This window comes from Pseudomonas sp. LBUM1679 (assembly GCF_059695565.1).
In genome coordinates this window covers 6,047,547-6,067,241 of the sequence record NZ_CP166774.1, presented here as the reverse complement: position 1 = coordinate 6,067,241, position 19,695 = coordinate 6,047,547, and the positions used below count along the sequence as shown (strand labels likewise).

The following is a 19,695-nucleotide window of genomic DNA, read 5'->3' as shown; positions in this document are numbered from 1 at the left end:
GACGGGTCATTTTTCGTTGGCCTGGGCCAGCAGCCACTCCTTGAAGGCTTCGGCAGCGGGGGTAAGCTCGATGCCTTCGCGCTGTACGATGTAATACGCCAGTTCGCAGGGTTGAGCCTCGCCGAACGGTCGGACCAATCGCCCGGCAACCAGATCGGCAGCAACCAGACTGCTGCGTCCCAACGCCACACCATTGCCCGAGATCGCCGTCTGCATCACCGCCGCCGAATCATTGATCTGCAAACCGCGACCGGCCTCTACCGCGTCATGGCCCGCCAGTCTCAACCACACCTCCCAAGTCGGAAATGCCTGAGTGCCCCGCATTGAAACGTCGTGCAGTAACGGGTGATGTTTGAGTTGTTCAATACTGGTCAGCGGATGCTCACCGGTCAGCAGGGAAGGGCTACACACCGGAAAGAATTCATCGCCCATCAGATAGGTGGTCACCAGCCCCGGCCAACGACCGTTGCCGAAACGAATACCCAAATCGACCCGCTCAGTGGTGAAATCCACCAGTTTGCCATTGGTGTCCAGGCGCAATTCGTACTGCGGATACCGCGACTGAAACCCCTCGACCCGCGCCAACAACCACTTGTCGGCAAACGCTGGGGGCACGGTCACGCTGATGGAGGCAGGCGCGCCGCCGGCCTTGAGCTTTGCCACCGCCTGGGCGAGGAAGTCGAAGCCGGTCTGCAAATCCGACAACACGGCACGCGCCTCGTCTGTCAGTTCCAGGCGCGCCGGGCCGCTGCGTGAGCGATGAAACAGCACCACGTTGTGGGTTTCCTCCAGCCCGCGAACCAGCTGGCCGATGGCCGCCGGGCTGACGTTCAGCTCTTCGGCCGCCCGCACGTAACTCAAGTGCCGGGCCGCAGATTCGAAGGCCCGCAAGGCGTTGAGGTGGTTGGGCGCGCGCATGGTTCAGATCCCGGGGCGTGAAAAGGGCGAGCGCTATAGTGCTCTCAAAAAAGTGGGGTGTGGGGCAGGGGGTTGATGAAATCGGTGATTGCTGTCCGGTTCACCAGTCGAAGTTTCGAGCCGCTGGCCCCATCGAACAGTCGCCGATGCGCGGCATATCCACTGGAGTCATCACGCGTCCGATAACTGCCGGCCCAGTCCAGCAACGCAATCAACAACTCATCATTATCATTGCGCGCGGTTTCTCGCTGGCGAATATTGGCGACGCATTCCTCATCTTCAACACACAGCCAGATCAGCGCCGTGGCCCGGTGGACAAGTTCGCTTGCCATCCAGCCGTAAACGCCCTCAATCACCCAGCACTCTTGACTGGCCGCAATCCGCGCCATCGCCAAAGCCTCACCTCTTGGGCGGGCAATACTGTGTTCATCGGATAGCCAGTGAATCGAATCCAGATCAACCCGCGGCACTTGTAGATGCCTGGCCAATCGCCCGGCCAGCCAGCTTTTGCCGGAACCGGAATTGCCAATGATCAGGGTTCTGGTGAAATCCATAAGCGTCACCGATCAAACAATCTGCAGAGCGATTCTCAACGGTGGGAGCGAGCCGGCTCGGGGCGGCGTTCCGACGAAGCAGCCGACTCGGTCTCACTCCGTCAGTCACGCTCCTCAGGCGCCACCATCCGCGTCTTCGGCGCCCCATCCGCATTCAACTGATAAATCTCCTGCGGCTGTCCTTTTTCATTAAAGAACACCTGCCCGATCCCCGCCGAATTCCACAGCCGTTCACCGGCTTCAGCATGCTGCGGAACATGCGGAACAATGCGCATCCGTCGGCGTTTGGTCAGCCAGTTCAGCGGTGAGCGCGGCGAATAGAGCCAACGGTTGAGCCGGTCGAACCACTCGAGCAGGCTCGGCGGAAATTCGTTTTTGATGCCGCTACTGGTGACCTGCCAAATCCTCGGACCCGCTTGGCGATGTCGGATCAGCACTTCATAAACGAAGGAATAATGCACATCGCCCGACAGCACCACGTAGTTACCGGGTGTACGCGAGTGTCGGAAAATGTTCAGGATCACCTGCGCCGCGCCGCGATGGGCCATCCAGTTTTCCGCGTCCACCAGCAAGGGGTAGCCGAACCAGCTGAAGACGCGCTGCACGGTTTCGATCAGTTTGACGCCGAAGATCGGTGCCGGCGAAACGATGATCGCCGAGGGATGATCCAGCAGTTCCTGTTGCAGTTCGCTGAGCGCTTCCCAATCCATCAGGCCTGATGGCTGCTTGAGCGTCATCTCGCTGCGCCAGCGCCGGGTGCGGGTGTCGAGCACCACGATCGCCGGGGTGGTGGGCAGCACGAAATGCCAGTTCTGGAACCTCAACAGTTCATCGATCAACTCATCCTGGACATCACTGTCGAGGTAGTGGTCCTGCCCCGTGGCACTCAATAAACAGGTTTTCTCCAGCACGCCGCTGAACGCATCCGGATTATTGCCCCAGCCCTGGCACAGCATGTAGGCGATCAACGCATTGCCGATGATGCGCTTGGAGAACGGATGGCCGTAGGCCGTTTCCTCCCACTGCGCGGAAAGATTCCAGTCATCGGTAATATCGTGGTCGTCGAAGATCATCAGGCTCGGCAGATGTGCCAGCGCTCGGGCGACGTTGCCAAGCCCGGCCTTGAAGCCATCGATGCGCGTCTGCTCCAGCGCATACCGCTCGCGCCGTTCGGGAATCAATTTCGGCGGTTTCGGCGCGATCAACGTCCAGGGCGTCGGCGACCAGACCAGCAGGTACATGGCCATGACCTCGGCGAAGCTCACCAGATGGTTGTCGGCACTGCTGCTGGTGAAAATCGGCTTGCGCGCGCCGCCGAAAAACCGATCACGCAGGGTGTCGTTGCTTTGCAGCGCCGGTAACAAATCCGCACGATGGTAGTAACTGGCCGGGTGGTTGTAGAGTTTGGCGCTGTCGCTGACCACCGCACCTTCGAGGTGCTCCTCGAACAGTCCCAGCCGCTCGATCAGGGCGTGAATGGCCCGCAACGTCGGCCCCGCGACATCGTCGGCGTACACCTGATCGCCGCTCATCATCAATAGCGCCGGGCGTTTTTCTGCCTCCGGCTCGGCCTCCAGCAAGCGATCGACACACAGCAGACCGTCCGGCGCCGGGAAGTGCGGCTTGCGGCAGGAACCGTGCAACAGTTGATCAACCCGTGAGCGCAGGACGAAATTCGGGCAACCGGCCTCGCCGTACAGCAAGTGCGGGGCCCAATCGGCGATGCCCGACTCGGCATCATCGTCTTCGCCGATCAACAGGTCGTATTCGATCAGTGTGTCGCAGGGCAGGGGGCTGTCCAAGGGCACATCGATCAAATGCACAAAGGCGTGAGTGCCGACCGGGACGATCGTGCAGCACGTGTCGTCCAGGCGGATATCGCCGACATTCTGCAACCGCAATGTCAGCGACAATGCCCGCGATCCTACCAGCCACAACACCAGTCGCGTGGGCTCCAGGCGCCGCAACAGCGGGCCGACGAGGACAGGGGGCAGGGGTTGATGAGCGTCTGGCAAGGGTGAAGACATGGGCATCCGGGTTCAAGACTCAAGGTGCAGGGACGCGGGATGATAACGCAGCGGGTGTCAATGAATCGTTGCCGACTTGCGTCGGATTATTGCCCTTTGGTCTGCCTTCACAGACCAAAGGACAATCCAAAGGGCTCGTTTGAACCTAAGCCTCCCAACCCGCCCCACTGACCGCCGCCTGCACCAGGGGGTGCAAGTCGGCCCCCTGATGCGCGGTCTGCCAGGCCAGCAACTCCTTGCGCATGCTCGGCGCCCAGAACATCTGCAGATGATTGCGCACGCTGAGCACCGCTTGTTGCTGGTCCGGTTCGCTGGCGAAGTACTGGGCGATCTGGTTGGCCATCTTGATCAGGTTGGCAGTGCTCATCGGCGTACCTCCGCTTTGGCGCCACGTGCCTGGCGGCGTTCGTCGAGCAGGCGTTGTTGATTGTCGCTGAACGCCTGGTAGCGCTTTTGCCACTCGGAAGGGTGGTAGACGCGGCTGACTTCCACGGCGGTGACCTTGTACTCCGGACAGTTGGTGGCCCAGTCGGAGTTGTCGGTAGTGATGACGTTGGCTCCCGATTCAGGGAAGTGGAAGGTCGTGTACACCACGCCCGGGGCGACCCGTTCGGTGATCCGCGCACGCAGTACGGTCTGTCCGGCGCGACTGCCGATGCCGACCCAGTCACCTTCGTTGATGCCACGGCTCTCGGCGTCGGTCGGGTGGATTTCCAGGCGGTCTTCGTTGTGCCAGGCGACGTTGTCGGTCCGCCGGGTCTGGGCGCCGACGTTGTACTGGCTGAGGATGCGCCCGGTGGTCAGCAGCAGCGGATAACGATTGTTGACCTTTTCCTCGGTGGGCACGTAGCCGGTGAGCATGAAGCGCCCCTTGCCGCGCACGAATTGCTCGATGTGCATGGTCGGCGTGCCGTCCGGTGCCGCGGCGTTGCACGGCCATTGCAGGCTGCCGTGGCTGTCCAGTGCGGCGTAGCTGACGTTGGTGAAGGTCGGCGTCAGGCTGGCGATTTCATCCATGATTTGCGACGGATGCGTGTAGTGCATCGGGTAACCCAAGGCGTTGGCCAGGGCCACGGTGCCTTCCCAGTCGGCCTTGCCGCCCAGAGGGTCCATGACTTTGCGCACCCGGGAGATGCGCCGTTCGGCGTTGGTGAAGGTGCCGTCTTTTTCCAGGAACGAGCAGCCCGGCAGGAACACGTGGGCGAACTTGGCGGTTTCGTTGAGGAAAATGTCCTGCACCACCACGCATTCCATGGCCGACATCGCGGCGGTGACGTGCTGGGTATTGGGGTCGCTCTGGACGATGTCTTCGCCTTGGCAGTACAGGCCCTTGAAGCTGCCGCCCAAGGCTGCTTCGAACATGTTGGGAATGCGCAGGCCCGGGTCGGGTTGCAGGGTGACGTTCCAGGCCTGTTCGAACTGCGCGCGCACCCCTTCGTTGGAGATGTGCCGGTAGCCGGGCAGCTCGTGGGGGAAGGAGCCCATGTCGCAGGAGCCCTGAACGTTGTTCTGCCCCCGCAGGGGGTTCACGCCCACGCCTTCGCGACCGATGTTGCCAGTGGCCATGGCCAGGTTGGCGATGCCCATGACCGCGGTGCTGCCCTGGCTGTGCTCGGTGACGCCCAGGCCGTAGTAGATCGCCGCGTTGCCACCGGTGGCATACAGACGGGCAGCGGCTCGGATGTCAGCCGGGTCTACGCCGCAGAGGGGGCCAAGCACTTCCGGCGAGTTTTCCGCGCGGCTGACGAATTCGCTCCAGCGAGCGAAATCGCTGCCCTCGCAACGGGCGTCGATAAACGCCTGGTTGAGCAGGCCTTCGCTGACGATGACGTGAGCCAGCGCGTTGAGCATGGCGACGTTGGTGCCCGGGCGCAGGGCCAGGTGCAGTTCGGCGCGGGCGTGCACCGAGTCCACCAGATCAATGCGTCGCGGGTCGATGACGATCAGCCGCGCGCCTTCGCGCAGGCGGCGTTTGAGCTGCGAGGCGAACACCGGGTGGGCGTCGCTGGGGTTGGCGCCCATCACCAGGATCACGTCGGCCTGCATCACCGAGTCGAAACTCTGGGTGCCGGCGGACTCGCCCAGGGTTTGTTTCAGGCCATAGCCGGTCGGTGAGTGGCAGACCCGCGCGCAGGTGTCGACGTTGTTGTTGCCGAACGCGGCGCGCACCAGTTTTTGCACCAGGTAGGTTTCTTCGTTGGTGCAGCGGCTGGAGGTGATGCCACCAATCGAGTCGCGGCCGTACTTTTGCTGCAAGCGACGGAATTCGCTGGCGGCGTAGGTCACCGCTTCATCCCAGCTGACTTCCTGCCAAGGGTCGTTGATGTTTTTGCGGATCATCGGCTTGGTGATGCGATCCGGGTGGGTGGCGTAGCCCCAGGCAAAGCGCCCTTTGACGCAAGAGTGACCGTGGTTGGCCTGGCCGTTCTTGTCCGGAACCATGCGCACCAGTTGGTCGCCTTTCATCTCGGCGCGGAACGAGCAGCCCACGCCGCAATAGGCGCAGGTGGTGATCACGCTGCGCTCGGGCTGACCCAGTTCGACCACGCTTTTTTCCATCAGGGTCGCGGTGGGGCAGGCTTGCACACAGGCGCCGCAGGACACGCACTCCGACTCGAGGAAGTTATCACCACCGGCGGCCGCGACCCGGGATTCGAACCCGCGCCCGGTAATGGTCAGGGCAAAGGTGCCCTGGGTTTCTTCGCAGGCACGCACGCAGCGGTTGCAGACGATGCACTTGCTCGGGTCGTAGTCGAAGTAGGGGTTGGAGGTGTCCTTGACGTCGGCCAGATGGTTGTCGCCTTCATAGCCGTAACGCACCTCCCGCAGGCCGACCTGGCCGGCGACGGTTTGCAGCTCGCAGTTGCCGTTGGCCGAGCAAGTCAGGCAGTCCAGCGGGTGATCGGAGATGTACAGCTCCATGACGTTGCGGCGCAGGGTCGCGAGCTTCGGCGTCTGGGTGTGCACGCTCATGCCTTCGCTGACCGGCGTGGTGCAGGACGCCGGGTAGCCGCGCATGCCCTCGATCTCTACCAGGCACAGGCGGCAGGAGCCGAAGGCTTCCAGGCTGTCGGTGGCGCACAGTTTGGGAATGGTGGTGCCCAGCAGCGCGGCGGCGCGCATCACCGAGGTGCCTTCGGGCACGCTGATGCTGCGGCCGTCGATGCTCAGGGTGACTTGCACCTGGCTGTCGCGGGCCGGTGTTCCTAAATCGATATCTGTTTTCGGGTCGAAGAAAGTGATCATTGCTCGGCCTCCGAGGGCTGCAAGCCGAAGTCGGCGGGGAAGTGCTTGAGGGCGCTGGCGACCGGAAAGGAGACCATGCCGCCCAATGCGCACAGCGAACCGTATTGCAGGGTGTCGCACAGGTCCTTGAGGATGATCACCTGCTCATCGCGACCGCTCTGGTCAGGCGCGGCCAGCAGGCGGTCGATCACCTCCACGCCCCGGGTCGAACCGATGCGGCATGGCGTGCATTTGCCACAGGATTCCTCGGCACAGAACTGCATGGCGAAGCGCGCCATGTGGGCCATGTCCAGGCTGTCGTCAGCCACCACTACACCGCCGTGACCGAGCATGGCGCCGATGGCGGCGAAGGCTTCGTAATCCAGCGGCGTGTCGAGTTGCGAAGGTGGCACCCAGGCACCGAGCGGCCCGCCCACTTGGGCGGCCTTCAGCGGTCGGCCACTGGCGGTGCCACCGCCGTAGTCTTCCACCAGCTCGCGCAAGGTCAGGCCAAAGGCCCGTTCCACCAGGCCGCCGTGACGAATATTGCCCGCCAGCTGGAAGGGCATGGTGCCCAGGGAACGGCCCATGCCGTAATCGCGATAGAACTGCGCACCGTTGGCCAGAATCAGCGGCACCGAGGCCAGGGTCAGCACGTTGTGCACCAGGGTCGGCAGGCCGAACAGGCCCTTCAAGGCGGGGATCGGCGGCTTGGCGCGGACGATTCCGCGCTTGCCTTCGAGCGAGTCCAGCAACGCGGTTTCCTCACCGCAGATGTAAGCGCCGGCACCGACCCGTACTTCCATGTCGAAGGCCTGGCCGCTACCGCCGACATTGGCGCCCAGGTAACCGGCGGACCTTGCAATGGTCAGCGCCTGGCGCAGTGTGGCCACGGCGTCTGGATATTCCGAGCGCACATAGATGTAGCCGTAAGTGGCACCGACGCAGAGGCCGGCGATGGCCATGCCTTCGATCAGCAGGAAGGGGTCGCCTTCCATCAACATGCGATCGGCAAAGGTACCGGAGTCGCCTTCGTCGGCGTTGCACACAATGTATTTCTGCGCCGCCTGGGTGGCGCGCACCGTGCGCCATTTGATCCCGGCCGGGAACGCCGCGCCGCCACGGCCACGCAGGCCCGAATCGAACACCTCCGTCGCGGTCTGCTCGCCGCCAATGGTGACGGCCCTGTTCAAACCCTCGAAACCGCCGTGAGCCCGGTAATCGTCCAGCGACAGCGGCCGGGTAATCCCGGCGCGGGCGAACAGCAGGCGTTGTTGAGTCTTGAGATAAGGCAATTCCTCCACCAGACCCAAGGCCAGTGGATGCGCGGACGGCTCGCCTTGCAGGGCTTCGAGCACGGACGGCACATCGGCTGCGGTCAGCGGGCCGAAGCCGACACGGCCTTGGGGGCTGTCCACTTCCAGCAGCGGTTCCAGCCAGTACAGGCCGCGCGAGCTGGTACGCTGCAACTCCAGGGGCAGATTGCGCTCACGGGCCTGAGTGATAAGGGCCACCGCCACCTCTTCGGCACCCACGGCACGGGCCAGCGAATCACCGGACACATAGTAAGCCGGCATCATGCGTCCTCCCGGCAAGCGTCGAGCAAGGCATCCAGACGCTCGGCGCTGAGCCGCGCATGCACCCGGCCATCCAGCTCCAGGGCGGGCGAACAAGCGCAGGCACCAAGGCAATACACCGGACGCAAACTGATGCTGCCGTCGGCGCTGCTGCCGTGGTCGTCCAGTTGCAGACGTTCGCGCAACTGCGCGGCCAGCTGCTCGGCGCCGCGACTCTTGCAGGACTCGGCCCGGCACAGCCGCAAGATATGCCGGGCCGGCGGCGCGGTACGGAAGTCATGGTAAAAGCTGATCACCCCGCGAACCTCGGCCTGACTCTGATTGAGGGCGTGGGCAATCTCGGGGACGGCGGCATCGGGGATGTAACCGATGCGTTCCTGAATATCATGAAGGATGGGCAACAGTGCGCCGGGGGAGCCCTTGTGGCGCTCCAGCAGGCTGTTGACCAAAGGCAGGTGCAACATCTCATCAGGCATTCAGCAATCCTCACGGTCACGGACAAACCAGGCGGTTGTCGGTCGTCCGAAAGTGTCGGCTGCGGCATTCACACCACGTCACGGTATCGTGGCATTGTCAGGCCGTTGGCCAGGCACCCTGAGCGGGCATCTTGTAGGGCCCGGCGCGGTCTTTGCCGCACCTCTTCAGGGCATATAAACCAGCTTGCCATGCGGCTATTGATTCATCTGCACCAAAGCGACGTGTTCGGTTCTTTCCACGACCTTCTATTGAGTCTAGAAGAGTGCGGCCCGAGGCGTCGTCCCTGAATGGTCGGGGCGCTATGTGCAGCGCTATCGCAAATCAAGTTTGAACCACCCCAAACCCGCTGCTGATGCACCTTGCCGACTGGCCGACGTCATGGGAGGGGTGGAATTCAAGGACCGCATCAAGGATGTGATCAAGACGGGAGGGAGTGGATCAGTTGGCCACCAGTTTCCAGCGCTTGTGCCAAGCTGATGGAGTGTTAATACGCCTGCCGCTCAGGCAAACCTCAGGAAGCCCATGACATGAAGCCCACTCATGCATCGCACGTCCGTCGAGAATTCTACAAAGCAGTCGGGTTCTACTTTCGCGTTGTCTGGCCGATCTTTTCCATACTGCTTTTTCTGATCGTGCTGATCGGCCTCATCATCAGCCACCTGGAGGGATGGGATCCTTTTGACGGCATCTATTTCGGCTTCGTGACCGGTTTGACCATTGGTTATGGAGAACTCGTGCCGAAACTTGGCGTCTCGCGGGTTCTGGCGATTTTTCTGGGGTTCAACGGGGTGCTGATGACAGCGATATTTGCGGCGATCAGTGTTCGGGCGATTGAGGTTGCAGTGCGGGCGGCGGGGCATGAAGAGCACTGACCCGCAAGGGCATTGGATTCCCTGACCATATCAACTTGAAAAAGGCACTGGGCATTTCAAGTCAAAGCCTGGTTCACCTCTGGACCGACGCCAGTCCTGCGGGGCAAGTACCGGGTTACGCCACCCATCTTGAAGGTGTGGCGAAGGCTTCCAAATACGTTCAATACGGCGGTTGGCTGGGTACTGCCGTCGGCCGAGGAGCATCTGCCGTAAAGGTTCAAGACGTGTGTGCAGCAGGGGATGCTGAGGCCTGTAAAAAGGTGAAGGGGCTTTATGCCATTTCGCTTGAGCGTGGATGTCAGGGGTTTACTTTCAAAGCGTTGGAGTGCGCCAGCAACCAATGGCGGAAACTGCGCACGGCAGGCGGTGGGTTGCGGTGGTGCGGTTGCATCAGGTACAGGCGGCCGCGGCTGCGCATGCTGTGGGGCAAGGCCATTTGCAGGCGGCCCGACGCCAGCTCGCCTTCGAGCAGGCTTTTCCAGCCCAGGGACACCCCTTGACCCATGACCGCCGACTGCATCAGCAATTGATAGCTGTTGGTGCGCAAGGCGTGCCGGGGGCTGTGGTAGCTGGCTCCGGCATCGGAGAACCAGTCGGCCCAGGTCAGCCAGTCGTGGTAATGGTCTTCCACGATCAGCAAGGTATGGGCGTCGAGCAGATGTTGCGCGTCTTTAATCTCGCCTCGGCGCTCCAGATACCCGGGGCTGCAGACGGCGATCACCTCCTCGGTTTCAAACACCGCTGACAGTTCCAGGCCATGGGGTGCGGGCAATTCATCGAGGTGATAGAACAATCCCAGGTCGTATTCGCTGACGTCCAGGTGGCTCGGGCTCTCGCTGCACAGAATGCGGATATCCAGCTCCGGGTGCTGGCTCTGGAATTGCGGCAACAGCGATGCCAGCCAGATCGAACTGATGGTCGGAGTGCTGGCCAGGGTGAGTTGCCGATCCGCACCACGGCGGCGCAACTCGGCGGATTCGCGATCCAGCTCGCGCAACAGCCGCTGGATGGTGCGGAAATAACGCTCGCCGGCCGGCGTCAGGCTGATGCCCAGCGCCAGACGGTGGAACAGCGGGCGCGCCAGGTTTTCTTCCAGACGCTTGATTTGTCGGCTGACCGCGCTCTGGGTCAGGTTCAACTCATGGGCCGCCTGGGTAAAACTCAAATGACGGGCGGCGGCCTCGAATGTCTGCAGACAGTTGAGCGGTGGGAGATCGACGTTTCGGCGCGACATGAGGGATCCAATGGCAAGAGGTAACCCCAGCGAACTGGGGTCAGCCGGTGGTCAAATTCCGGAGCATCCTGCCATCCCCGGACTCACAGTGCGACCCGGGCCACGCGTTTGCTCCATTGCCGGTGATGCACCTGCTCGCCGTTCTCCCGTGCCACTTGCTCGGCCTCCACGTAGAACCACTGGTCATCCGCGCGCAGGTGCAGGCGGCTGTCGACCTCGACCGACCACTGCTCGCGCCCGACGCGGTACTGCCATTGAATATCGGCACGTGTCGATAACGGGTCCCACGGCAAGGTGCGGTACTCCTCGGTGCAACGCTGATCGACCCACAAGCCGTGGTCGAGAAAGCGCAGCGCGCCCAGATCGTCTTCGATGCGCACGCACACTTCACCGCTGCCCACATCTTCGATCAAGGTGCGCTTGGGTGCGGCCGCACGCAGGACTTCCAGGGCCGCCGGTGGCGCACTTTGCGGCGCTTCGAACGGGCATTGCACCGCCTCGCCGGTAAATACCGGCAGTTGCACGCTTTGCACCCCGGGCAACAAGGTCAGGGTGGTCAGTTCGCGGCTCGGCCACAGCAGGGGGAAACTGGCGGTACTGAGCGCCAGGCGCAATCGGTAACCGGGCGGCAGCCGGACACCCACCTGATCCAGGCTCAGCTCCACGTCCATCGGCTCGCCCGGCACAGGCGGCGTCAGTCGGGCGAAGTCGTCGCGCAGGTTGAGATTCAGCACGCCATAGGTGATCTGGCTGACTTGACCATCCGGCGCTACGGCGTTGAGTCGGGCGACCAGTTGGCCACAGGCGGTGTCGCTGCTCAGGCGCAGCTTCAGCCGCACATCACCCAGCAACGCCAGCGGCTCCGTCAGCGGTTGGGAGTCGAAGCACAGGGACTGCGCATCGTCGCGGCGCTGATCGGTCGGGCCATCGGGGCCGAACCAGATCGCGCAGTATTCGCCCTGATGCAGGCCGGTGGTCAGCGGTGAGCAAATGCTGCGTGAGGCGCCCAAGGCCTGCCGGCCCGGGCTCAGGCCGCGGTCATCGAGGCACAGGTCCGTCCATTGAATCTGCGGGTCCGGCCAGCCGCAGGTCTGGACCCAAATGCCCGGGCGCTCGGCGTAGCTGCCCTTGGGCGGCAGTACATCTTGCAGATAGAAAGTACCCGATGCGTCGTCCATCACGCCATTGTCGATACCCTTGAGCCAGTGATCCCACCAGCGCTTGGCTTCCTGCAGGAAACCGATGGCCGGGTTGGGCACGGCAAAATGCGGGTATTTGTGAATCCACGGCCCGATCATGGCTTTTTTCGGGCACTGCAGATTTTCCATCAGGCGCGGTACGGCATTCTTGTACGCATCGCCCCAACCGCCCACGGCGTAGACCGCCGCCTTGATCGCCGAATAATCCTCACACACCGAACCATGGCGCCAGTAATCATCACGCGTCTGGTGTTGCAGCCAGGTCTCGGCCAGCAACGGCATGGCGTCCAGCCGCTCCTGCCACATGCCCCTCCAGCGCTCGCCGACCAGCAATGGATCGGGCACCGCCGCACTGAAGTTGAGCATGGTCGCCGCCCAGCCGAAGTTCTCCATCAGCAGGTTGCCACCCTTGTAATGGATGTCGTCGGCATAACGGTCATCGGTGGAGCACAGCGTGATGATCGCCTTCAACGCTTGCGGCTGACGCGCCGCCACTTGCAAGCCGTTGAAGCCTCCCCAGGAGATGCCCATCATGCCCACGTTGCCGTCGCACCAGGTTTGCCGGCACAGCCACTCGATCACTTCCAGCGCGTCATTCTGCTCTTGGAGGAGGTACTCGTCGGCCATCAAGCCTTGGGACTCGCCATTGCCGCGCATGTCCACGCGTATGCACACGTAACCCTGGCCGGCCATCCAGGGGTGGGTCAGCGCATCACGCACGGCGGTGCCGTCACGCTTGCGATAAGGCAGGTACTCCAGGATCGCCGGGAAAGCCTGCTCGCCCGCGGTGTCGGGCAGCCAAAGGCGCGCAGCCAGCTGAGTGCCATCGCTCAACGGGATCAGGCAATGCTCGATTTCACGAACCTTGTGGGCAAACTCGGTGATGGTTTCCATTGGTGACTCCAAAGACAAAAATTCAAATCTGTGACGCGAGCCAATGCCTCCCCCATGCACGGGGAGGCAAAAGCTTGCTGACGTAACGGGAAGGGCTCAGGCCAGGGCGAATACGCGCAGTTTCATCGCGCGGGCACCGGCGTTTGAGTGGCAACGACGGGCACCTCACGTGCTCGAGTGGCCTGGCTGACAGGGACGACTTTCACCTCCAGCAGCGCCGGATTCTTCAGCCAGTAAATCAGCGAGGTGCTGGCCAGCAGCACCAGAATCATGCCCGGCAGCCCGCCCAGGTTGGACAGCATCTTCACCCCGTCGATACCGACGAAGGCCACCATGACCCAGGACACCGTCCCGATGATCACCCCCCATACCACTTTGAGCATCGGGTTGCCGTCCAGGTCCGAATCCGCCGTGACACCCTTGCTGCACAGGTTGGAGATCACGTCGGTGCTGGAGTCCGCTGCCGTGACGAAAGAAATGAACGCAATGAACAGCAGGAAGGCGACCATCAGGCCACTGGCCGGCAACTGCTGGAACATCTGGTACAGCACATGCTCGACGCCTTGCTCGTTGAGCACACGGTTCAGGCTGCCATCGCCCAGCGCGTCGAAATACAGGCTGCAACCGGAGAAAATGCAGATCCACAGCGCGGTGAACAGTGCCGGGTAGAGCATGTTGATATGGATAAACTCGCGTACCGTGTAGCCACGACCGATCTTGCCGAGAAACAAGGCACTGACCGGAGCCCATGCGAACCAGACCGACCAGTAGAAGATCGTCCAGCTTTGCGGCCAGCTGTCGCCACTGGCGGCGCCGGTGAAGAGGCTGCGGCTGAAGAAGGTGTCCAGGTAAACGCCCAGGGACTCAACGCCCAGGCTGATCATGAACAGGGTCGGACCGCAGAGCAGGACGAATAAACCCAGTGCCAGCATGATCCAGGTGTTGAACGACGACAGCATGACGATGCCGCGCTGCAGGCCGCTGGCGGCCGAGGCGACGAAGGTGATGACGATCACGCCGATGATGACCGCCAGGCGCAGCGGCGTGGTTTCACCACCGATGTACTGACTCAGGCCGCCGGCCAGGGTCAGCGCGCCGGTGCCCAGCGAGGACGCCATGCCCGCGACCAGTGCAAACATGGCCAGGGTGTCGATCAGCCCCGCATAACGTTTGACCCGTTCGGCCCCCAGCAACGGCAGCAGCATCGAGCCAATCGAGAAATTGGCGCGCAGGTTGTAGAACACCAGCGCAAACACCAGTGAAGGCACCAGGTAAATGGCGTAAGGGGTGATGGTCCAGTGCAGGAACATCGTCGACATCGCGAAGGTCTTGGCCGCTGAGCTACCCGCCTCGATCGCCATGCTGGCGGGCGGGGAATACAGGTGATACAGCGGCTCGGCCGTGGTCCAGAACAACACACCCACTGCCAGGGTGGTGCACAGCGCGACCATGAACCAGCGCCATTTGCTCAGCAAAGGCTGAGCCTGTTCGCCGCCGATGCGCACCTTGCCAAGCGGCGAGAAGTACACGATCCCGGTCAGGACCACCATGGAGAAGGAGCCCGCGCTGAACAGCCAGGAGAAATTCGTGAGGATCATCGTGTTGAGCTGTTTACTCACCGCGAGGAACGCGTTCAGGTCGACATAGCTGGCAATCACCGCTGCCAGCAATATCAGGAACGTTGGCCAAAAAACCAACGGCCGCAATGGATACTTCATATCGTGCGATTCCCCAGACTGATTATTTTTATCGCCTTAACGGCATTATTAGGTGCGAACCCGGCAGCATCCTGCCGCTCTCTATTCGCTTCGAAGTCTTCGCTTGGGGCATAGCTAACCGTTTATGCAACGGCGGGCGCAATCAACGAATCGGCATGGGGGTATTCCCTCAAGTCATGGCCTACGACATCAGGTGATGGGGCCGATGAGCACGTTCTTGTCGTGGGGGTACACTGTGTGGCGAGTGATCGGCGCTTGTTAGCGCAGAATGCCGAAGGTCGAAAACAGATGCTGGTCATCGATGGCTGTCGCTTGTGCCAAGCTGAAGGGGTGAACGTGCGATGCCGTTCGATAGTGATCGCAAAGGAACAAACATGAATAGAATCATCCTGCCGGCGCTGGTCATTCTGATCGCTGCCCAATCCCCGGCATACGCCATCAACGACAAATACCGTAAACAACTCGAGCAATCCGGCTGCACCCAGGTCAGCGAAACCCAAGGCTGCGATATCCACAAGACCAAAGCGGAAAACGCCAAGGCCGGATTCACCAACCCCGCCGCGGATAGCGCCCAGACCCCTTATGCCGGGCAGTGGGTGGCCAAGAGCGATTCAGGCGCGACCGTCGCTACCATCCGTATCGATGCCAAGGAACAAGTCTGGGTCAACGGCAAGCGGGTGAGCGCCAAACGTACCGACGGCACGCTGCAGTTTCGCCAGGGCAAGATCCTCTTCACTATTCAGGGCGATCGGCGCCTGCAGAATGAGGACTACTGGATGGACAGCGATGCCGGGACCAAGGGACCGATTCAGATTGAGTAGGCTTTGAAACGATCGTGCGGCGTGAAGCGTCGAAGTGCATTTAACAACAGGAGCGGCAAATGATTGACTTCAACAACAAGGGATTCTTCAAACTCAAGCAAAACGACGAATACGCCGAACGCGTTTCCGACCTTTTGCTCGACGGGGAACACGTCATCGGCTCGTACAAGTCCATGCGCGATGGGGTGGTGTTTACCAACAAACGCATCATCGCCGTCAACGTGCAGGGCCTCACCGGCAGCAAGAAAGACTTCACCTCGTTGCCGTACAAAAACATCGTGGCGTACTCGGTGGAAACCTCGGGAACGTTCGACCTGGATTCCGAGCTGGAGATCTATTTTTCATCGTTGGGGAAGGTGAAATTCGAATTCACCGGCAGGACATCGATGGTGGAAGTATCGAAGCTGATTTCCCAGCACGTGCTCTGAGCCAAATTACTGAAAGCCCCGAAAACCCGGGGCTAACAATACCAGTCAGCTCACCTCAACCCCTGTAGGAGCTGGCTTGCCAGCGAAAGCGCCAGACCAGCCAACATCAATGTTGAAAGCCCTGCCATCATCCCAAGCAACCCGCCCCCACTTTTCAAAATCTACTCTTCAGACGCAGCCGCCGTCCTCTGAGGTGTCACGGTCGAAGGCCGATCCCGCGTGAGCACCGTCACCACGGCGCTTTATGTGACGTACACATTGACTTGGTCATTTGGCTACGGCAGCATTTGTCCCAATCGCGCCCGATCCTCTGGTGCTGGCTCAGTCCGGCATTACGTTCGGGCCTTCTTGTTTCTGTGACATGGAAGTTTTCTGCCCCAGTTCCTCCAAAGCCGTTCCGTACATACCTGATTTAGTTGCGCTGCTGACCAGCAGGAGTATGCAAATCCATGACCCGTGTCGATGACGAGGATCATAGAATTGATTGGTAGTGGGAGAACGTCGTATGTCCCCTTTTTCGTATTTTTATTCTAAGAATGGGTGCCAAGAATAAGTTTGGCATTAAGCGCATCGAGTAGATCAAATGCGCTGATATAGGGCACATTGAACTGCTGGCAAATATTCGGGATTTTGATTTTTTGACTGGTCGGAGGCACCAATACCTCGTGGGTTACAACGGTCTGCCTGGTTGCGCTCGCTTTTGCAATCAACCATGGATCGGCACCATCGAGAAAGCGGATTTTTTCTGCTTGCTTAGCGAGCGGTAGATCCATGACAAACGTAGCGATCTGCGCAAAGGTTATCTGTGTGCTGGAATCGTCGACAGGTAGAAAGTGATTTGGTCTGTCTCTCGCCCATCTGGATAGCTCGTCGCCGTAGTCAACTAATTCCTTGTATACAAGTGATACGCTGGAGATCTTGCCGGCGTCATATGCACTGTCCAACCAGTCCCAGAAACCAGGGCAGAAGCCCATTCGGTAGTGAGTATTTTTCGCTTGTATGTAGGAGTTCGCATCTAGCAGATAACTCAAAATCCAAGTTCCTTTTTAGAATAGTCAGATAGCTTATGCGGCTTCACGCCAATCAGGCGCGCTGCATCTCGATAAAGCATTCTTCCGCTTAATGCTTCGCTGGCCACAGCTGTAGCAAGCGTTTTGCTGACTCGCCCTGTCTGCAGTCTATTGTAGGGCGGCGCTCCAGTCTTGCTACGAGCTTTGTGCTCGGCGATCTTTTTGGCAATAAACGCGCCATATTCTGACGCCGTTATGAGATTGAAAGTCAGGGCCCGCCTGGCTATCACCCAGCCACTTACATGGAAAAATTTAGTTAAGGGCGGGATGTTTTCTTGCCACTCAATATCGGCGTCCCAAACGGAAAGGAATTCGCGCTCAGGAGTTAAGAGTTCTGCCGCTACCGCATTACACAAGATCTCTTCCGATCTATGATTTTGAGGCTCGCCATCAGACACGCCAGAGCGACCTATCCAGATATGCGACAGTTCATGAGCCAAAGTGAACAGTCTTGCCTCAGGGCAATCGGCTGTGTTGATGAAAATGACCGGAGCTAGCTTGTCGCTGATTGCAAAGCCCCGGAACTCTTCCACAAGCAATGGCCTACTCGTATTGTTGTTCACAATACTGTTGCGCATCACAAGTATGCCCGCAGCCTCAATTTTGCCTACCAGGCTTTTGAAATAGTCATCAAAATCGCCACGGTTTGGTTTATTGGCTATCCCCAAGATTGTTCGGATGTCAGCAACGATCTCCTCGACGCTGTCGCTCACGGAAAATCTTCCGACGACTCTGTTTTCAGTGACGCCTTGGCTGGTCAGGTAGTCGCGATACCAGTCTTGTCTCTCCAAGGCCCACCTGATGGTATCCATGAGGGCGAGACTGTATCCGGGGTCGCGTTTTCCATTGACCGTTCTGAGATCCGGCAGAGGAAGGATTTCCTCCGGCGGCTGAGACAGATAAAGGTAACCAAATGGGATGTACGTCTGCCGGGCGTAATTCATTGCCTGAGTGAAGGAGGGCTTTTTCTTGCCTTGCTCCCAAGCCAGAACGTTGTCTTCCTGCGTACCAAGACTTTTGGCCAGGGTGCTCGTGCTCAGGGATGCCCGCTCTCGCGCCCATCGCAGAACGTCCGGATTAATCAGCGCTTCCATGTGTGATTCCGATTGGGTGTCATAACCATTCCCGCCAAATACCTCTGCACAGCAAATTCCAACGATAGCCGTATCTGACTACAAGGGCGGGGCGCCGTCACGTGTTTTCGGCCGCCACGCGCTGCACAATTGTAAGCCCCGAAGAACTCGGGGCTCATTGGGGCTCAGCCGCTAGCTTTCGGATTTCGCCGCCGTCCGCTCAGGTGTCGTTGCCGATGCCCGATCGCGCGTAAGCACCTTCACCGCATCATCCACCACCGCCTTACTCATCGCCGTCAAATAATGCGCAGCCCAGGCGTGGCGGTCGGAGTCCTTCGCGTAGGCAGCATCTGCTGTAAGCGCCTTGGCGAGAAACAGGAAATCGGAAGCCATGGCTAGCGCATCACCGAGGGGAACGCCGCGAGTGACATGGAACAGCGCTTGATCCGCGCAGTAGATGGCGGGTGTTAAGCCGATTGTTTTGAGTTCTGGTTGTTCGGTCATTGGCCACCTCCGATGACGGAGAGGCGGCGGGAGAGGGTGGACGGTGGGGCGATACACAACTGGGAGTCGCGTAGAGAGAAATCCCAAATTTCGTACGGATTGATGCTGCGCATTATCAGACTCCTTGATATGAGGAGCTGTCACGTTCGTTACCACACGAATGGGTGACAGCTGTGCGCAGGGTGGTAAACCGGGAATCAAGGAAACCGGCACGCCCGAAGGCGTCCCACGCACAGCTGCCATAACTCACGCCGCAGGCATAAAAAAAGCGCCGGCAGACGTGATGGGGCGCTGTAGCGCCTTGAATAACTCGGGTTACCACACCCGGTCGCTGAATTGGCAGCGACGGTGGAAGAGTATCGCGCAGACTCCGTTCCTGCAACCTTCGAAAAGGTGTTAATTCAACACAACCATAAGAAAGAGTAATGAAGGCGTACCGTATGTTTATTGCGTGGGAAGCGTCCTACATCCGCCAGTCAATACACAATAGGAAAGGTCTGAATCTTGAATTTAACGATATCTGGATGAGCGATTGACCCTTCCAGAAGTTGTACATTTCCTCGTGCAAAATTTTATGAAACAAACTACTGCCGAGGAGTGGTCGCATGGCGTTTGATGCTTTTATCAAAATCGAAGGTATTCCAGGTGAAGCGCTTGATGAGCAACACAAGGACTGGATAGAAATTACCGGATACAGCTTTGGCACTCACCAAGGCACTTCCACTACAGCCAGCTCGGCAGGCGGCGCCTCATCGGGGCGCACGACCGTTAGCGACTTCACCTTCACCAAAAACCTGGACAAATCCAGCTGTAAGCTCATAGAGACCAGCTGCGCAGGTGATCATCTGAAGGAAGTCGTCTTGACACTGCATCGCGCCGGAGGCGAGAAACAGAAGTACTTTGAGATCACGCTGGAAGAGGTCATCATTTCAAGCTACTCACAAAATGCAAATGATGGCGTGCCTACTGAAAGCCTTAGCTTGAACTATGGACGTATTAAAACCATCTATACCCAGCAAAAACGAGCGGATGGTGCAGGTGGAGGTAACGTAGCGGGTGGTTGGGATCGCATCAGCAATAAAAAATACTCCTGAGGTCGCCATC

The 19,695-nt window shown here is 60.0% G+C and carries 17 protein-coding genes and 1 pseudogene; 5 read left to right on the top strand and 13 right to left on the bottom strand.

Annotated features, from left to right (window positions below):
- Window positions 1-6 precede the first annotated feature (6 nt).
- The 7 genes from ACA062_RS27640 to ACA062_RS27610 form a co-directional block, all read right to left on the bottom strand.
- A complete protein-coding gene (locus ACA062_RS27640) occupies window positions 7-918 on the bottom strand; it encodes a LysR substrate-binding domain-containing protein (RefSeq protein WP_497453867.1) in 912 nt (303 codons plus the stop codon).
- 44 nt (window positions 919-962) lie between these two features.
- A complete protein-coding gene (locus ACA062_RS27635; protein ID WP_497453866.1) occupies window positions 963-1,472 on the bottom strand; it encodes a P-loop NTPase family protein in 510 nt (169 codons plus the stop codon).
- Between the two features lie 101 nt (window positions 1,473-1,573).
- A complete protein-coding gene (locus ACA062_RS27630) occupies window positions 1,574-3,505 on the bottom strand; it encodes an alkaline phosphatase D family protein (RefSeq protein WP_497453865.1) in 1,932 nt (643 codons plus the stop codon).
- Between the two features lie 139 nt (window positions 3,506-3,644).
- Complete coding sequence (locus ACA062_RS27625; RefSeq protein WP_497453864.1) at window positions 3,645-3,866, bottom strand: formate dehydrogenase subunit delta; 222 nt, start codon at window positions 3,864-3,866, stop codon at window positions 3,645-3,647.
- Window positions 3,863-6,745: a formate dehydrogenase subunit alpha gene (gene fdhF / locus ACA062_RS27620; RefSeq protein WP_497453863.1), complete on the bottom strand. Its 2,883-nt coding sequence runs from the start codon at window positions 6,743-6,745 to the stop codon at window positions 3,863-3,865. Before fdhF ends, ACA062_RS27625 begins: the two co-directional genes overlap by 4 nt.
- On the bottom strand, window positions 6,742-8,304 hold the full coding sequence (locus ACA062_RS27615) for a formate dehydrogenase beta subunit (RefSeq protein ID WP_497453862.1): 1,563 nt from the start codon (window positions 8,302-8,304) through the stop codon (window positions 6,742-6,744). The genes fdhF and ACA062_RS27615 overlap by 4 nt, the downstream gene beginning before the upstream one ends.
- A complete protein-coding gene (locus tag ACA062_RS27610; RefSeq protein WP_497453861.1) occupies window positions 8,301-8,777 on the bottom strand; it encodes a formate dehydrogenase subunit gamma in 477 nt (158 codons plus the stop codon). The genes ACA062_RS27615 and ACA062_RS27610 overlap by 4 nt, the downstream gene beginning before the upstream one ends.
- Before the next feature lie 528 nt (window positions 8,778-9,305).
- On the opposite strand from ACA062_RS27610, the gene ACA062_RS27605 reads away from it, so the two are divergent.
- On the top strand, window positions 9,306-9,650 hold the full coding sequence (locus ACA062_RS27605) for a potassium channel family protein (RefSeq protein WP_497453860.1): 345 nt from the start codon (window positions 9,306-9,308) through the stop codon (window positions 9,648-9,650).
- Window positions 9,647-9,916, top strand: a pseudogene (locus ACA062_RS27600) (PAAR domain-containing protein); the annotation flags it as partial. The gene ACA062_RS27605 and the pseudogene ACA062_RS27600, both read left to right, overlap by 4 nt.
- Before the next feature lie 32 nt (window positions 9,917-9,948).
- Here ACA062_RS27600 and ACA062_RS27595 read toward each other — a convergent pair.
- From ACA062_RS27595 to ACA062_RS27585, 3 genes are all read right to left on the bottom strand, one after another.
- The gene (locus ACA062_RS27595; RefSeq protein ID WP_497453859.1) at window positions 9,949-10,884 is read right to left on the bottom strand and encodes a LysR substrate-binding domain-containing protein; all 936 of its coding nucleotides are present in this window, start codon (window positions 10,882-10,884) and stop codon (window positions 9,949-9,951) included.
- An 83-nt stretch (window positions 10,885-10,967) separates the two neighbouring features.
- On the bottom strand, window positions 10,968-12,977 hold the full coding sequence (locus tag ACA062_RS27590) for a CocE/NonD family hydrolase (RefSeq protein ID WP_497453858.1): 2,010 nt from the start codon (window positions 12,975-12,977) through the stop codon (window positions 10,968-10,970).
- Between the two features lie 122 nt (window positions 12,978-13,099).
- Window positions 13,100-14,695 carry a BCCT family transporter gene (locus ACA062_RS27585; protein ID WP_497453857.1) on the bottom strand — a complete coding sequence of 532 codons (1,596 nt, stop codon included), beginning with the start codon at window positions 14,693-14,695 and terminating at the stop codon, window positions 13,100-13,102.
- 374 nt (window positions 14,696-15,069) lie between these two features.
- On the opposite strand from ACA062_RS27585, the gene ACA062_RS27580 reads away from it, so the two are divergent.
- Together ACA062_RS27580 and ACA062_RS27575 are read left to right on the top strand one after the other, a co-directional pair.
- Complete coding sequence (locus ACA062_RS27580; protein WP_497453856.1) at window positions 15,070-15,516, top strand: hypothetical protein; 447 nt, start codon at window positions 15,070-15,072, stop codon at window positions 15,514-15,516.
- Window positions 15,517-15,575: 59 nt separating this feature from the next.
- Window positions 15,576-15,944, top strand: a complete 369-nt coding sequence (locus ACA062_RS27575; protein ID WP_497453855.1) for a PH domain-containing protein — start codon at window positions 15,576-15,578, stop codon at window positions 15,942-15,944.
- A 530-nt stretch (window positions 15,945-16,474) separates the two neighbouring features.
- On the opposite strand, the gene ACA062_RS27570 is transcribed toward ACA062_RS27575, so the two are convergent.
- From ACA062_RS27570 to ACA062_RS27560, 3 genes are all read right to left on the bottom strand, one after another.
- Window positions 16,475-16,975, bottom strand: coding sequence for a DUF4411 family protein (locus tag ACA062_RS27570; protein ID WP_497453854.1), 501 nt, complete (start codon window positions 16,973-16,975; stop codon window positions 16,475-16,477).
- Window positions 16,972-18,108 carry an ImmA/IrrE family metallo-endopeptidase gene (locus ACA062_RS27565; RefSeq protein WP_497453853.1) on the bottom strand — a complete coding sequence of 379 codons (1,137 nt, stop codon included), beginning with the start codon at window positions 18,106-18,108 and terminating at the stop codon, window positions 16,972-16,974. Before ACA062_RS27565 ends, ACA062_RS27570 begins: the two co-directional genes overlap by 4 nt.
- A 171-nt stretch (window positions 18,109-18,279) precedes the next feature.
- Window positions 18,280-18,591 carry a DUF3077 domain-containing protein gene (locus ACA062_RS27560; protein WP_497453852.1) on the bottom strand — a complete coding sequence of 104 codons (312 nt, stop codon included), beginning with the start codon at window positions 18,589-18,591 and terminating at the stop codon, window positions 18,280-18,282.
- 605 nt (window positions 18,592-19,196) lie between these two features.
- Here ACA062_RS27560 and ACA062_RS27555 point away from each other — a divergent pair.
- Window positions 19,197-19,685 carry an Hcp family type VI secretion system effector gene (locus tag ACA062_RS27555; protein ID WP_497453851.1) on the top strand — a complete coding sequence of 163 codons (489 nt, stop codon included), beginning with the start codon at window positions 19,197-19,199 and terminating at the stop codon, window positions 19,683-19,685.
- Window positions 19,686-19,695: the final 10 nt, after the last annotated feature.

Bases quoted from the DNA above. Each gene is read 5' to 3' on its own strand.
- ACA062_RS27640 (WP_497453867.1), bottom strand. From the start codon at position 918: ATGCGCGCGCCCAACCACCTCAACGCCTTGCGGGCCTTCGAATCTGCG.
- ACA062_RS27635 (WP_497453866.1), bottom strand. From the start codon at position 1,472: ATGGATTTCACCAGAACCCTGATCATTGGCAATTCCGGTTCCGGCAAA.
- ACA062_RS27630 (WP_497453865.1), bottom strand. From the start codon at position 3,505: ATGCCCATGTCTTCACCCTTGCCAGACGCTCATCAACCCCTGCCCCCT.
- ACA062_RS27625 (WP_497453864.1), bottom strand. From the start codon at position 3,866: ATGAGCACTGCCAACCTGATCAAGATGGCCAACCAGATCGCCCAGTAC.
- fdhF (WP_497453863.1), bottom strand. From the start codon at position 6,745: ATGATCACTTTCTTCGACCCGAAAACAGATATCGATTTAGGAACACCG.
- ACA062_RS27615 (WP_497453862.1), bottom strand. From the start codon at position 8,304: ATGATGCCGGCTTACTATGTGTCCGGTGATTCGCTGGCCCGTGCCGTG.
- ACA062_RS27610 (WP_497453861.1), bottom strand. From the start codon at position 8,777: ATGCCTGATGAGATGTTGCACCTGCCTTTGGTCAACAGCCTGCTGGAG.
- ACA062_RS27605 (WP_497453860.1), top strand. From the start codon at position 9,306: ATGAAGCCCACTCATGCATCGCACGTCCGTCGAGAATTCTACAAAGCA.
- ACA062_RS27595 (WP_497453859.1), bottom strand. From the start codon at position 10,884: ATGTCGCGCCGAAACGTCGATCTCCCACCGCTCAACTGTCTGCAGACA.
- ACA062_RS27590 (WP_497453858.1), bottom strand. From the start codon at position 12,977: ATGGAAACCATCACCGAGTTTGCCCACAAGGTTCGTGAAATCGAGCAT.
- ACA062_RS27585 (WP_497453857.1), bottom strand. From the start codon at position 14,695: ATGAAGTATCCATTGCGGCCGTTGGTTTTTTGGCCAACGTTCCTGATA.
- ACA062_RS27580 (WP_497453856.1), top strand. From the start codon at position 15,070: ATGAATAGAATCATCCTGCCGGCGCTGGTCATTCTGATCGCTGCCCAA.
- ACA062_RS27575 (WP_497453855.1), top strand. From the start codon at position 15,576: ATGATTGACTTCAACAACAAGGGATTCTTCAAACTCAAGCAAAACGAC.
- ACA062_RS27565 (WP_497453853.1), bottom strand. From the start codon at position 18,108: ATGGAAGCGCTGATTAATCCGGACGTTCTGCGATGGGCGCGAGAGCGG.
- ACA062_RS27560 (WP_497453852.1), bottom strand. From the start codon at position 18,591: ATGACCGAACAACCAGAACTCAAAACAATCGGCTTAACACCCGCCATC.
- ACA062_RS27555 (WP_497453851.1), top strand. From the start codon at position 19,197: ATGGCGTTTGATGCTTTTATCAAAATCGAAGGTATTCCAGGTGAAGCG.